Source organism: Oceanobacillus sojae, assembly GCF_900162665.1.
Classification (GTDB): domain Bacteria; phylum Bacillota; class Bacilli; order Bacillales; family Amphibacillaceae; genus Oceanobacillus; species Oceanobacillus sojae_A.
Map to the genome: position 1 here is coordinate 1010304 of NZ_LT727812.1, position 13701 is coordinate 1024004.

A 13701-nucleotide genomic window follows, 5' to 3' on the forward strand; every position below is an offset into this window, starting at 1 on the left:
CTTTCCTTTTTCACAGGAATAAAAACTGCCTCTTTGTTTGTTCCATTAACATGAAGAGGCAGTTTCACAAAAAAATTATTCACTTTGTTGCTTTCAATATAGATACTTCTATTCTACCCGAAATCCCGCAAACTATTAGTCAGACAGTACGCTTATCCTTTATCCGTCCTGCTAGCCTGGAAACAATTAAATAAATCATAATTCCTAAACTCGCACCAGCACTATCAATCAAGACATCTCTTACCTCTCCTGATCTTCCAGGGATATACAGCTGATGCACCTCATCTGTTACGGCATAGAGAATGCAAATCAACAGCGCAATTCCTGCACCCTGCTTGATATTTACGCCACTCCTCCTTAATCCATTCAGAACGAGAATACCCAGCATTAAATAGGCAAAAAAATGCGCATTTTTTCTAACGATATGGTGCAGCTCTCCAATGTTAAACTGGAATTGTGAAGCAAGTTTCTCCAAGGCGTCTACAATCAATTCTGTAATTCCTGAACTGAGTTCATTGGAAATCGCAGCAGGTTGATGTGATAAATAAAAAATAAGTGCCATCCAAAATATAACAGCAATCCAGGAGAGTAATTTGTACATGTAACTATCTCCTTTTGTATGTAATCTAATTTATTATTCTATCATGTATTAAGGTAAAATATTTATTATAGTAAAAAATACTGAAAATCTTCTAATGTCCAAATTATAATGGACTGTTTCTCCACTTTCTTCATGTATTTCCTCCATATCTATAACCATTGATAGTGCGTTTTTCCGGCAACTGCCTATATAAAAACCATTAATCAAGAGAACCCGCCTCCTGATTAACGGTCGTTACGAGGATTATATTCACATAGATATTTTAACTCCTTCCTTAAATACAACTGAAAAATTAATACTAAAGTTTTTATTTCTGAGCATCCCGCATCCCTAAATCATCTTCAAGCTGTTCCTTCCAGTTCTCAGATATACTATGATTGGAACGAAAACTACTTACCGTTTCACTGATAACATCATAATTAAGCGAGGTCCCCACACTATCTGCATGGTAATTTGCTGCTCTGTCTTTTCCGATGCCGAAGCGACCGGCTGCAGCAACTGCATCCATATTTGCACCAAGAAAAATAAATTCCCAGTTATACTTGCTCTTTTGATGTTCAATCATCTTATGGACTTGTTCGTAATCAAATTCCCGGCTTGCGTTTTCCATACCATCTGTAATAATGACAAACATCACATTTTCCGGTCGCTCTGCATCATCTGTATTTTCCAATGCGTTACCGATACTGTTTATAGTCTTTCCTGCTGCATCCAAGAGCGCCGTGAACCCTTTTACATTATATTCTTTATCTGTGATGGGTCCAATATCTTGAATATTCATCCGATCATGCAGCAATTCATACTCAGTATCAAATAAAACAGTCGTCACAATAGCATCACCAGGTTCTTTTTTCTGCTTCTCCAGGAGTGTATTATATCCATAGATTGTCTCTCCTTCAAGCCCTCTCATTGAACCGCTTCTGTCCAAAATAAATACCAATTCTGTTAAATCTTTTTTCATTTTATCGTCTCCTAACTAATTAGTATGACGATAGAATATCATTCCCTATGAGTAAAATGGTCGCATACCAAGCGACATATACATGCAGCGCTTAAACTCCCAGCAGTTTCTGATCAAACGCAAATAAAGCTTCATTAATCTCCAAAATATTATAATTTTCTTTTTCAATAAAGTACGCAACAATAAGATCAAATTTACTGCTCCGTGAAAGTGCAAATCCGGCACGAAGTAACAAATCCTTTGTTTCCTTAAGATTCAGCCTCAATGCGATAGCAAAGGAAATAACAGTAGACTTACTCGGCTGATAATGGACATCATTACGGATTTTTGAAAAGAGCTTCCGATCGATATTCGCTCTTTTATATGTTTCCGCATCTGTCATACCTTTTTTATCAATCCAATGCAGCAGCATCTGCGTAAAAGTTTCTTCTATGCCGTTAATAACCACATCTTCTAATCTTTCCCCGCTTATATATCTATCCTCTTGTTCTTCTATTGTAGCCTCTTTAAAGAGATTGGCTTCATCATAGCGATTTCTGCGGTCTGCCGGTTGTTCTTCTATATATTTATCATCAATATACTGCTTGATGGTAGAAAATAGCTTCTCCGATAAGGTAAATGAAGCATTGTCATAAACAACAAGATAAACCAGCATCTCATTCTGTAACAAAAAATCTCTAATTATGGAGACTGCCACTTTGAACGCTTTATCCTTGGGATATCCGTAAACGCCCGAAGAGATCAGTGGAAAAGCAATGCTCTCTAATTGATATTCCTTCGCTAATGCAAGGGAATGCTGATAGCAATCTGCCAGTAATTTCTTTTCATTTTTGTTTCCGCCATGCCAGACTGGTCCGACAGTGTGAATAACATATTTGGCAGGTAACTGGTAGCCCTTTGTTATTTTAGCCTGTCCTGTATTACATCCTCCAAGAGTGCGGCATTCCTCTAATAATTTAGGTCCTGCCGCTCTATGAATTGCTCCATCTGCTCCTCCGCCTCCAAGCAAAGTGGAATTAGCCGGGTTCACAATGGCATCTGTCTGGACTTTTGTTATATCGTTGCGAATAATTTGAAATGGCATAAGAACACCTCCAGATGACTTGCTTTACATTTTATCATGATTATAGAAAAGTTAGTATTTGGTTGCAAATGAAGATAAGAATATCTAAAGAATGATAACAGCTATATTGGCAATTCTCATATGAATTTTTTATTAAAAATAGTTTTCGAACTAAAAAGACGCTTCTATCTTCCATAAAGGAATTAGTAAGCGCCCTTCTTCAATAAATTAATGTATAATAGAAAGCTGTTTGTCCTAGGAAAATCCTGCGTTATTTAAGCACCGCACATTTATTCAAAGTCTTTACTCAAAATATCAACACGCTCTTCGAAGGATACCTCACGATGAATTTCATGTAACATCCAGACATACCCATAGCTGTCAGAAAACATGGCATTAGAAACACCCATTTCCTCCATTTTCGTGACAGGCTGAATTTCCGTTGCACCCGCAGCCATCGCTTTGTCATATGTTTCTTGAATGTTTGGAACGACGACATTAAACCAGAATGATTGTGTTTCTCCCTCTTTAGGAGCAAACAATTGATATTCTGGATTCTCATCAAGCATGTGAAAACGTGTACCAAAAATATTGAACACTGCTTCGTTGTTTCCTACTTTAAAATTTGTTACCTCTACTACTTCTACATTAAAAATAGATTTATACTGCTCAAGCGCAGCTTTGCTGTCTTTTACTACAAAATCAAATTCTACTCCATTAATCATTCGGCATGCTCCTGACTTTTAATTATCTCTCACATGTTTATTATATCTTCTACAGTGTGCTTATTTTTATTCTTCATTAGTTTTGAATATACTTTTTGAAGATATCGCCAAAATCTTTTCGTGTATTTTCTTTGTATGTTGTATTTAACCAATCAAAAGCAAACTTAGTAGCTTTTTCAAATTCATTGGCAATCGTTCCTTCCTGAAAACGATTATCAGCAAATAAGGTTTTAGATAAATCAAGACTATCTTTCGCATAGCCTTTAACACGCGCATCACTGTCCTGGATATGTGAAATAGTAACTAATGATTTATATAAATCAGCAATAGCCTCGCCTTCTTTTTTCTCAATATCTACAGAAATGGTTTGACCGCCGATCGTAAACTTTATTTCAAGGTCCAGGTCAATCGTACCAGCCGTTTCAACTGTAACATTTTGAATTGGATAGCGATAATAATCATAGCGATAAATATTCCGTTTACTGCTTGTTGCCTTCTCTCCATCTAAGTGGATAAGGGAACGATTTGTAAAGCAATATTCATCTGATTTTGATTTAATCAGAAAATGAATTTGTTCTCCTTCTTCATGCAGAACGTAATCATCTGATTCTGTTTTATCAAAGTCATCCGGGCGGATAATTTTACCAATATCACTTAATCCTAATGCATCACTAGCAATTTTTTTAAACATGTTGTATATCCTCCTCTGACAATCCCTTCATGCTTGAAAAAAAAACCGGCATCAAGGGCTGTTCTATATTAAATTGTCCTGACAATGTTATATTAACGTAATTATTAAATAATAGAAATTGTCTGGGCAAAAAATTATGGTTCACTGTGTAACACTTTGAATTTTCACCTGACAATGAAGTTATTTGTTTGAGCAGCTGGTAATGAATGTGATGGCTCACCTGTGCTAATATAAATAGTAGAAGAATAATTTGCGTATTTTAAGGAATGGAGAAATGCTAATGGATAACATATTTATGAATCTCTTAAACTTATATGCTAAAAATAAAAGTGGAGTAAAAACGCCTATCGAAGATTTTACCACAGAAATTTTAGCATCTCTATTAGCAAAGGATTCCGATTTATTAACGCATTTTATGAATGAAATTTTGCTTATTGAGGGCAATCATTTCAAAGTAGAAACGCAGAAAAAATATATTTTACAGGATGATACAGATTGTATTATCGATGTTGTTATCAGTAATCAAGAAACACTTTGCTTTTTAGAAAATAAAGTTAATTCACTTGAAGGATACAAACAGCTTGAACGATACAAAAAAGTTTTACATCAATTCACCAAACACAAAAATATTTATTTAAGATATTGCACGAAGTACTATGACTTAAAGAAAATTTCTAATATTAACTTCCATCAAATAAGATGGCGGGATATTTATCGATTTTTATTAAATTATGCCGATAATGAAACAATTACAGATTTTTTTAATTACTTGAGGAGGATGAACATGGCTGGTGCAGACGATTTTAATTTTAATTTTAATGATATGCAGGTAATGAATCAGTTTTTATCGACAATATCTAAATTAGATGAGTGCCTGGACGCAGTGACACCTGAATTCACGGATATTTTCGGAGCACCTTACTCATATGATTTTGAACCGTTAAAACAGGTTCCCAAATTTAATCGATACGCAATTTGAAAAGAAGATATTTTTAACGATGGAAGTAAATACGATTCTAAAATAATTTTAGGCTTTGATTTTACAACTGAAGAACCGCAGTCCTATCCAATAGTGTTCATTGGAATTGTTTGTAATCAAAAGCATAGAAATTTCGAAGATATCAAGCTGGTTATTGAAAATTTTAATTTTGATTATATAGAAGCGGATGAAGAAGTCTGGGGATGGTATGAAAAACCTTTATCAGATTTTATACCTCTAGAAAATCAATTTATGGAGATAAAAAAACGGTTTATAGAACACATATTCAAGTTGAACAGCTTTAAAGAAAATACAAAACACTTGAATTGGAATTAATATTATATAGATAAAAGATAATATAGAATTTATATGGCTTTCACATCTACCGCAGTGTGACTAGCTGTAAGTGCCCAACAAAAGGAAATTTTATTTTATATCAGTCGGTGTACGTCTTATCAGGGCTACTAGCTTCTACCGCTTTATACTTTACGGTTCTATGTGAAGCAAGAATACAAAAAGAAAGATTCCTCGACTTTGATGTACTTAAAGGTAGCTCACCAAAAGTCGGGGAATCCTTTTTCTAATATGATTCTAATTATATTTTTTCATTCATCCTCGACAGTAACGCGACTGCCTCCACATGCCCCGTATTCGGAAACATATCCACCGGCTGAACTTCCTTTGTCTCAAAACCGCCATCCTCCAAAATCCTTAAATCCCTAGCCAACGTCGAAGGATTACAGGAAACATAAACAATCCGCTTCGGTTCCATTGCAATCATCGCATCCAGAAACTCCGGACCGCAGCCTTTTCTTGGAGGGTCAACAACAATCACATCTGGATTCAGCCCTTCCTTCTTCCACTTCGGCATTACCTTCTCAGCCTGCCCTACTGTAAATTCAGCATTATTTATTCCGTTACGTTCTGCATTCTTCTTCGCATCTTCAATGGCTTCCGGAACAACTTCAATTCCGTAGACTTTTTTAGCTCTTTGGGCAAGGAAAAGAGATATGGTCCCTATTCCACAGTATGCATCAATTACAACATCATTTTCATCAATATTGGCATATTCCAGAGCTTTATCATAAAGCACTTTTGTTTGTACCGGATTGACCTGATAAAAGGACTTTGGAGAAATCGCAAAGGTGAGATCGCCTATCGTGTCGAGAATATAGGCTGCTCCCCATAATACTTTGGTCTTTTTTCCCAATATGACATTTGTGCGCTGATCGTTAATGTTCTGTACAATCGAGCTGATAAAAGGAAATTTCTCTGTCAGCTCCTCAATAATTTGCTCCTTCGCAGGCAGCTTTGCTGTACGTGTCACAAAAACAACCATCATTTCTCCTGTAAAATGGCCTGTCCGAATCATAATATGGCGTAATTCACCGCGATGCGTTTTCTCATCATAAGCTTTGACACCATATTTATTCATTAAATGACGAACAAATGGAAGTACCTCATTCATTGCATGACTATGAACATGACAAGTGTCCTGGTTTTGTAAAATCCGGTGGCTTCTCTTCTGATAGTAGCCTGTAATTAATTCACCATTTTTTTCATCCACAGGAATTTGAATCTTGTTTCGATAATGAGAAGGATCTTCCATACCGATAATTGGAGAAATAAGAACATGCTCCAGATGTGCTACTTTTTTCATCACGTTATGAACCTGATTCTGTTTCATCTGCAATTGAAGAGGGTAGCTCATATGCTGAAGCTGACATCCTCCGCAATACACGTGACAGGTCGGCTCTACACGTTCTGGACTTGTTTTCTTCAATTCTAACAGCTTCCCGAAGCCATAGTTTTTATTTACTTTGACTACTTTAATTACTGCTTCTTCTCCCGGCAGGGTCTTCGGAATAAATAAGGGGTATCCGTCTACTTTTCCTACACCGCTTCCTTCATGGGTTATATCTTCAATCGTAATAGTTAATTGTTCATTTTTTTGGACAGGAGTATTTCCTGGTGATTTCGCCATTTTTATCTTCCTCTATTTCCGTAATCGACTTTAATACCTTATTCTATCATATGCGTTTGAAGAACAACAACTGTCCTTGTTTATTAGTCTTTCTTGGCTGTAAGGAATGGCAGTTTTATCTTGTTCAGTGCTCTTCCTGAAAAACTACATACACATAATAAAAGCCTCCAAAACAATGTCATGTTCAGAGGCTTTCAAAATTATTTCAAGTCTTCCTGGTGCTCAATAAATTCAGCTGGAACTATAAATTCGATATGCTCCTGAAGATTAATAAATTCTCCCGGCAGCAGACCGCCATATTCTCCATCAATATTCAACTGCATTTTTTCCTCGTTGGTAACCTTGATACGCTTTGCTTGTGTATAAATAATATTCTTACTTTTTAAATGCTCTCCCCGAAGTGCAAGGGTAGCAATTTGAATGAACTCTGCCAAATTAGTTTTCTTTAAAATCAAAACATCAAAATACCCATCATTTAAACGCGCATCAGGAGCAAGCTTTTCAAAACCGCCGACAGAATTCGTATTAGAGATCAGGAAAAGCATAATATCCTCTTCCAGCACCTGATCATCATATTCAATCTTTACCCTGGCCGCTTTTAAGGAAGGGAGCATTTCAATACCTTTCATATAATATGCCAACTGGCCTATCATTGTTTTTAATTTACTGGGCACATCATATGTTAATTCTGTCAGCTTCCCGCCTCCAGCAATATTGATAAAATAATGCTCATTCACTTTTCCGATATCTAATTTCATCGAATTGCCTTCCAAAATAATGTCTGCCGCTTTACCGATATCCTTAGGAATACTGAGTGCTCTGGCGAAATCGTTTGTAGTTCCAGCAGGTAAGATTGCCAGTTTTGGGCGATGCTCCTGTTCTGCCATTCCGTGAATGATTTCATTAATTGTACCATCTCCACCGGCAGCAACAATTAAGTCATAGCCTCTTTCTACAGCCGTTTTTGCTGCAGCAGTAGCATCTCCCTCACAGGTCGTTGCATGTGCTGAGGTCTCATATCCAGCTCTTTCCAGCTTTTCTAAGATATTTGGTAATTCTTTTTTGACAGCTTCGCGTCCCGAAGTTGGGTTATAAATGATTCGGGCCTTTTTCATGTTCTTTCCTCCCCATACGGTCCAGTCGATATTGTAATTTGGATTTTGTCAGACACGTATAAATTAAAGTGAACCTCGATTATTGAGAGGTTTTTACTTTGTTACATACATTGCATAGAACGCAGCTAAAAAATATATCATGTATTGTAAAATGAAACCTCACATATTAAAAATTCCAGTGAGGTGATAATCTTTATAATGTTAGATAAAGTTATTTATATATTTAAGTCTCCAGAATATTTTTTTGAAAATCATACTATGAAACAAACTCGCCTAATCCATATCATAGCCCTTTTTTATATGTTTGAAAAGCATAATGAACAAAAAGTTACAAGCTTCGATAAAACGAAACTTTTTTCTCCAATGGCTGCTAACATGCTTTTCATTTTTTTCCATTGGATAGGCTGCCACATTTATTTTCTGCGACAGCCCATCTGTTATGTCTTACTTATTCTTTTGCTTTTTTCTTATTAAGAAAGCTTATCTCTTCTCAAGCTCGGCTGCTAGAATCTGATTTACTAGAGGCGGGTTCGCCTGTCCTTTTGTTGCTTTCATAATTTGCCCGACCAGGAAGCCTTTTGCTTTTTTCTTCCCGTCCTTAAAATCAATGATAGACTGTTCATTTTGATCAAGAATTTCATTTACAATCTGTTTTAATTGCTCTGGATCAGATATTTGGACCAGGCCTTTTTCTTCAACGATTTTTTCCGGATCACCGCCATTTTCAACCAATTCAGCGAACACCTTTTTCGCAATTTTAGATGAAATGGTGCCATCCTCAATCAGTTTAACCATTTTCGCCAGAGCATCCGGTGTAATGGCCAGCTCTTCAATTTCTTTGTAATGCTTATTCATATAAGCAGAAACCTCTCCCATTAACCAGTTGGACACTTGTTTCACATCTGCACCATGGCCTACTGCTTCTTCAAAGAAATCAGACATCTGCTTGGATGCTGTTAAAACATTGGCATCATATTCAGACAATCCTAATTCACTCACATAACGGGCTCTTCTTGCATCTGGAAGCTCAGGAATTTCACTGCGGATCCGTTCCTTCCATGCCTCATCAATATAAAGCGGTACAAGATCCGGTTCCGGGAAATAACGATAGTCATCAGAGCCTTCTTTGATACGCATAAGAATAGTTTCTTTTGTTTTTTCATCGTAACGGCGTGTTTCCTGCAGGATTTCTCCGCCGGATAATAATACTTTTTCCTGGCGTTTTTCTTCAAATTCTAATCCTTTTTGGACAAAGGAGAAGGAGTTTAAGTTTTTCAATTCTGCTTTTGTACCAAATTCTTCTTGTCCAATTGGACGAAGTGAAATATTGGCATCACAGCGCAGAGAGCCTTCCTGCATTTTTACATCAGATACACCTGTATATTGAATAATATTTTTCAGCTTCTCCAAGTATGCATAAGCTTCTTCCGGGGAACGCATATCCGGCTCAGATACAATTTCAATCAATGGCGTTCCTTGACGATTGTAGTCGACATAAGAGTAGCCATCTTCTCCATGTGTTAATTTCCCTGCGTCCTCTTCCAAGTGCAGACGGGTAATACCGATTTTTTTCTTCTTGCCGTTCACTTCAATTTCAATCGAGCCATGCTCACCGATTGGCTGATCAAATTGCGAGATTTGATAAGCTTTCGGATTATCCGGGTAGAAATAGTTTTTACGGTCAAATTTTGTATCAGTTGCTACCTCACAATTAAGCGCCATTGCAGCCTTCATTGCAAAGTTTACCGCTTCTTCATTTAATACCGGTAATGTTCCGGGATAACCCAAATCAATTGGATTCACATTTGTGTTTGGTGCGGAACCAAATTCATTCGTACTCGGGCTGAAGATTTTTGATGCTGTTTTTAATTCTACGTGTACCTCAAGTCCAATAATTGTTTCGAAATTCATTACTTGGCACCTCCCAGTTGAGGTCGTTTTTTATGATGTTCTGTTGCTTGTTCAAATGCGTGTGCAGCACGATAAACAGTGCTTTCATCAAAATAGTTTCCAATAATCTGCAGGCCGATTGGCAGTCCCTCTTCGGAAAAACCACATGGAATAGAGATTCCAGGCACACCTGCTAAGTTAACAGGAATGGTCAGGATATCATTGACATACATCGTTAAAGGATCGCTTGTTTTTTCTCCAACTTTAAACGCTGGTGTTGGAGTTGTCGGTCCAACAATCACATCATATTCCTCTAAAATTTTATCAAAGTCATTTTTAATTAATGTACGTACCTTTTGCGCTTTTTTATAGTAAGCATCGTAGTAGCCGGAGCTAAGTGCGAAAGTTCCGAGCATGATACGGCGTTTTACTTCATCACCAAAGCCTTCACTGCGGGATTTCACAAACATATCCAGCATATTTTCGGCATTCTCTGAACGGACACCATAACGGACGCCGTCAAAACGGGCTAAGTTCGCAGATGCCTCAGAGGATGATAATAGATAATACGTTGCCAATGCATATTTAGAATGCGGTAAAGAAACCTCTTCCCAGGTTGCACCAAGTGATTCATAAACCTTCAATGCTTCCATTACAGAATGCTTCACTTCTTCTGAAACACCTTCTGCCAGGTATTCCTTAGGTACTGCGATTTTTAACCCTTTCACGTCACCGGTTAATGCTTCTGTATAAGCTGGAACGTCTACATCCGCGCTGGTAGAGTCCATTTTGTCATGACCAGCAATAACTTCCAGTACTCGTGCATTGTCCTCTACTGTACGGGTTAACGGGCCAATCTGGTCTAATGAAGATGCAAACGCAACAAGGCCAAAACGGGATACCCGGCCATATGTCGGCTTCATTCCAACTACGCCGCAGAAAGCTGCCGGCTGACGGATAGATCCGCCTGTATCCGATCCAAGTGAAAACAGTACTTCACCCGCTGCTACTGCTGCAGCTGATCCACCGCTGGAACCACCGGGAACATGATCTGTATTCCATGGATTACGGGTCGGCTCATATCCGGAATTTTCATTAGAAGAACCCATTGCAAATTCATCCATATTTAATTTGCCGACAGCAACCGGGTTTTCAGCATCCAGCTTGTCAACAACCGTTGCATTGTACAATGGATCTGTAAAGTTATCTAAAAACTGACTTGCGCAGGTAGTACGAAGCCCTTTCGTTACGATATTATCCTTAATACCTGCCGGAATACCGAATAAGATACCGGATTTATCCTCGCGCTTGTCCAATTCCCGCGCTTTTTCCAATGCTTTTTCTTCATCAAGTGTTAAGAATGCATGCACATCTCCATCCACTTCTTTAATTTGCTCGTAAGACTCTTTTACTAAATCTTCTACAGTAATCTCATGATTATGTAATTTTGCTTCTAATTCTTTTATTGTATAGTCAAACAAAGACATGAATCCTATTCCCTCCTTTATTCTAAGATCGATGGCACACGGATTTGTCCATCTTTTTGATCTGGAGCATTCTTCAATGCTTCCTCTTGTGTAATCCATTTTTTAGGTTCGTCTTTACGCATCACATTTTTCAAATCCAATACGTGCGTTGTCGGCTTTACATTCTCTGTATCTAATTCGTTTAGCTGCTCAGCATATTCAATTATTGCACTCAGCTCGTTTGCCATTTGCTCAACGGCTTCATCATCAAATTCTAAGCGTGCCAGATTAGCTACATGCTTCACTTGCTCTTTTGAAATCTCTGCCATTCGTTTAACCTCCAAAATTATAGTAGTTATATTTTATAATATGCTACCGTAATAGCACTTATATTCCAGCGTGGATTCAGGGTTGTTTATATGGTTCAACAAATTAATATTATATCATAATTTCTTATGTATATTATAGTATGTGTTCAAAAAGTCCGCTAAACAGGACCAAGAAGTTCGCCGTATCATTTTTACTGGTCTTTTTTAACATCCTCTTATATTCATTTTATTTAACACTATTGATAATAGCAAAGTCAGTTGATGCAAAGCAAGTTTATCATTCCACACAAAAAACCAAATCATTCTATATTAACAATTAATAGTATAGAATAACTTGGTTTTAAACATTCAAATGAAATTAGATATGTGCAATATGTTTATAAATTTGACTTGCTTCTCTATAATACAGGGCAGCATCTTTGTAATTATTATTACTTTCATATTGCTTCGCTAAAAATTCGGAATAAAGAATGAAGTTACCATAGTCCTTCTGTTTCTTTAACATCGGCAGAAGGTCATTAACCAACAGCTGCTCGAACTGATCTAATTGCTCATCTAACAAATAACTGTAGCTCCGTAAAATATATTTATATACTACGTATGGCTGCTTATCCTTCAGGTCATAGAATGCACTTAACCCATAATCAATATATTCTTCAGCTTCATCATAATAATTTGAATGATAATATTCACGTACAAGTAACGATGCTACCTCTACTTTAATGCTGGCCCGCACATCTTGATCATCCAAAACCTTTTTATAGTATTCAATTGCTCTTGACGAATCACCCTTTGACGCATACAGATAACCAAAGTTCTGGTAAATCTTTTGGATAATATTTTTATCATTGATTGTTTGTGCAAGCTGTAAGCCGAGTGTGAAATTCTTAATTGCCTTTTCATAAAATTTAATATGACTATAACATATTCCTAAAATATTGTGCACTCGAGCACAACGTAAAAATTTATATTGTTTCATATACATTTCCAGAGCTTCATCGGCATATTCAATTGCTGCGAGAGAATTTCTTAACCTGGAATGCGTCATAGAAATACAATACTTCAAGTCTGCTTCCGCTTCTTCATTCAACCGGTAACTCTCTGTAATTTTTTCTGCCCGCTTATACTGATACATGGAGTGATAATAGTTCTTCAAAGCATAACTGTAGCGCCCATTAAACTTATACCAGTAGTATTGTTCTTCGATGCTGAATGTATTCACAGCCTCTTTTAACTGGGTAATTTTATTGGCAGCAAGATCTTTTCTATCAATTAATAAAAAATATTTGATCTTATGAATCTCAAACATAATAAGATGGTTTGAATAGTTTTTATCCATCAGATTTTGAATTTTTCTGTACGCTGCTTCCATATCATGCTCGCTGCAGCTCTCATCAAGCATTGTATACCAGTTCTCACACAGCTCTCCTATTTCCTCATCCTGACTATGATCTGTTGTAATACGCAGACGTTGACATAATTTCCTGATGATGTCCTCATTAGGCTCTGTCTTTTGATTTTCAATCTTAGATAAATAGGATAAGGAAACAATCCCCTCCGACAGCTCCCCTAAAGTCATTTTCTGCTTCGTGCGTTGAATTTTAATGTATGTCCCGATCGCTATCATATTTACTTTCACCCCACGATTTGTTTAAACTTTTATAGCTTATCCTATTTTTCCTTTTCGCAAATCAAGAAAATTAGTTCAAATGCTCTCAAATTAACTATAAGCTATTTTAATAATTTATCCCCTCTACCTTTATAAATTCTATACACTTATTGTACCATACTCTACTTCTCTTTAATTTGGGAAAATAAGCAGTAAAAACTCTATTTAACATTCTTTTTTTGAAAAATTTTCTCAAAAAAAGAAAATTCACTGTCACTAACTGATAAA

At 36.7% G+C, this 13701-nt stretch carries 12 protein-coding genes; 1 reads left to right on the forward strand and 11 read right to left on the reverse strand.

What is annotated here, in order from left to right:
- Positions 1-139: 139 nt before the first annotated feature.
- From BN1068_RS15830 to BN1068_RS15850, 5 genes are all read right to left on the reverse strand, one after another.
- Entirely contained in the window at positions 140-601 is a 462-nt protein-coding gene (locus tag BN1068_RS15830) for a VanZ family protein (protein WP_077603789.1), read from the reverse strand.
- A 307-nt stretch (positions 602-908) separates the two neighbouring features.
- Positions 909-1562 (reverse strand): vWA domain-containing protein, encoded by a 654-nt coding sequence (locus BN1068_RS15835; RefSeq protein WP_077603790.1) that lies wholly within the window; start codon positions 1560-1562, stop codon positions 909-911.
- A 91-nt stretch (positions 1563-1653) separates the two neighbouring features.
- The gene (locus tag BN1068_RS15840; protein ID WP_077603791.1) at positions 1654-2646 is read right to left on the reverse strand and encodes an O-acetyl-ADP-ribose deacetylase; all 993 of its coding nucleotides are present in this window, start codon (positions 2644-2646) and stop codon (positions 1654-1656) included.
- Between the two features lie 269 nt (positions 2647-2915).
- Positions 2916-3350 (reverse strand): VOC family protein, encoded by a 435-nt coding sequence (locus BN1068_RS15845; protein WP_175637169.1) that lies wholly within the window; start codon positions 3348-3350, stop codon positions 2916-2918.
- Positions 3351-3426: 76 nt separating this feature from the next.
- On the reverse strand, positions 3427-4041 hold the full coding sequence (locus BN1068_RS15850) for a PH domain-containing protein (protein WP_077603792.1): 615 nt from the start codon (positions 4039-4041) through the stop codon (positions 3427-3429).
- 280 nt (positions 4042-4321) lie between these two features.
- On the opposite strand from BN1068_RS15850, the gene BN1068_RS15855 reads away from it, so the two are divergent.
- Complete coding sequence (locus BN1068_RS15855) at positions 4322-5020, forward strand: PD-(D/E)XK nuclease family protein (RefSeq protein ID WP_175637170.1); 699 nt, start codon at positions 4322-4324, stop codon at positions 5018-5020.
- Between the two features lie 595 nt (positions 5021-5615).
- Here the strand turns inward: BN1068_RS15855 and rlmD are convergent.
- The 6 genes from rlmD to BN1068_RS15895 all read right to left on the reverse strand — a co-directional run bounded on the left by rlmD (position 5616) and on the right by BN1068_RS15895 (position 13431).
- Entirely contained in the window at positions 5616-7004 is a 1389-nt protein-coding gene (gene rlmD, locus BN1068_RS15865) for a 23S rRNA (uracil(1939)-C(5))-methyltransferase RlmD (protein WP_077603795.1), read from the reverse strand.
- Between the two features lie 200 nt (positions 7005-7204).
- Complete coding sequence (locus BN1068_RS15870; protein WP_077603796.1) at positions 7205-8119, reverse strand: diacylglycerol kinase; 915 nt, start codon at positions 8117-8119, stop codon at positions 7205-7207.
- Between the two features lie 480 nt (positions 8120-8599).
- Positions 8600-10030: an Asp-tRNA(Asn)/Glu-tRNA(Gln) amidotransferase subunit GatB gene (gatB, locus tag BN1068_RS15880; RefSeq protein ID WP_077603798.1), complete on the reverse strand. Its 1431-nt coding sequence runs from the start codon at positions 10028-10030 to the stop codon at positions 8600-8602.
- Positions 10030-11496 (reverse strand): Asp-tRNA(Asn)/Glu-tRNA(Gln) amidotransferase subunit GatA, encoded by a 1467-nt coding sequence (gene gatA / locus BN1068_RS15885; protein ID WP_077603799.1) that lies wholly within the window; start codon positions 11494-11496, stop codon positions 10030-10032. The genes gatB and gatA overlap by 1 nt, the downstream gene beginning before the upstream one ends.
- 17 nt (positions 11497-11513) lie before the next feature.
- Positions 11514-11804, reverse strand: a complete 291-nt coding sequence (gene gatC / locus BN1068_RS15890; protein ID WP_077603800.1) for an Asp-tRNA(Asn)/Glu-tRNA(Gln) amidotransferase subunit GatC — start codon at positions 11802-11804, stop codon at positions 11514-11516.
- Between the two features lie 358 nt (positions 11805-12162).
- Positions 12163-13431 (reverse strand): transcriptional regulator, encoded by a 1269-nt coding sequence (locus BN1068_RS15895; protein ID WP_077603801.1) that lies wholly within the window; start codon positions 13429-13431, stop codon positions 12163-12165.
- Positions 13432-13701 lie beyond the last annotated feature (270 nt).

What these genes read in the sequence shown, in the direction of transcription:
- gatC (WP_077603800.1), bottom strand. Translation starts at nt 11,804, where the DNA reads ATGGCAGAGATTTCAAAAGAGCAAGTGAAGCATGTAGCTAATCTGGCA.
- BN1068_RS15840 (WP_077603791.1), bottom strand. Translation starts at nt 2,646, where the DNA reads ATGCCATTTCAAATTATTCGCAACGATATAACAAAAGTCCAGACAGAT.
- BN1068_RS15845 (WP_175637169.1), bottom strand. Translation starts at nt 3,350, where the DNA reads ATGATTAATGGAGTAGAATTTGATTTTGTAGTAAAAGACAGCAAAGCT.
- rlmD (WP_077603795.1), bottom strand. Translation starts at nt 7,004, where the DNA reads ATGGCGAAATCACCAGGAAATACTCCTGTCCAAAAAAATGAACAATTA.
- BN1068_RS15835 (WP_077603790.1), bottom strand. Translation starts at nt 1,562, where the DNA reads ATGAAAAAAGATTTAACAGAATTGGTATTTATTTTGGACAGAAGCGGT.
- gatB (WP_077603798.1), bottom strand. Translation starts at nt 10,030, where the DNA reads ATGAATTTCGAAACAATTATTGGACTTGAGGTACACGTAGAATTAAAA.
- gatA (WP_077603799.1), bottom strand. Translation starts at nt 11,496, where the DNA reads ATGTCTTTGTTTGACTATACAATAAAAGAATTAGAAGCAAAATTACAT.
- BN1068_RS15850 (WP_077603792.1), bottom strand. Translation starts at nt 4,041, where the DNA reads ATGTTTAAAAAAATTGCTAGTGATGCATTAGGATTAAGTGATATTGGT.
- BN1068_RS15830 (WP_077603789.1), bottom strand. Translation starts at nt 601, where the DNA reads ATGTACAAATTACTCTCCTGGATTGCTGTTATATTTTGGATGGCACTT.
- BN1068_RS15895 (WP_077603801.1), bottom strand. Translation starts at nt 13,431, where the DNA reads ATGATAGCGATCGGGACATACATTAAAATTCAACGCACGAAGCAGAAA.
- BN1068_RS15870 (WP_077603796.1), bottom strand. Translation starts at nt 8,119, where the DNA reads ATGAAAAAGGCCCGAATCATTTATAACCCAACTTCGGGACGCGAAGCT.
- BN1068_RS15855 (WP_175637170.1), top strand. Translation starts at nt 4,322, where the DNA reads ATGGATAACATATTTATGAATCTCTTAAACTTATATGCTAAAAATAAA.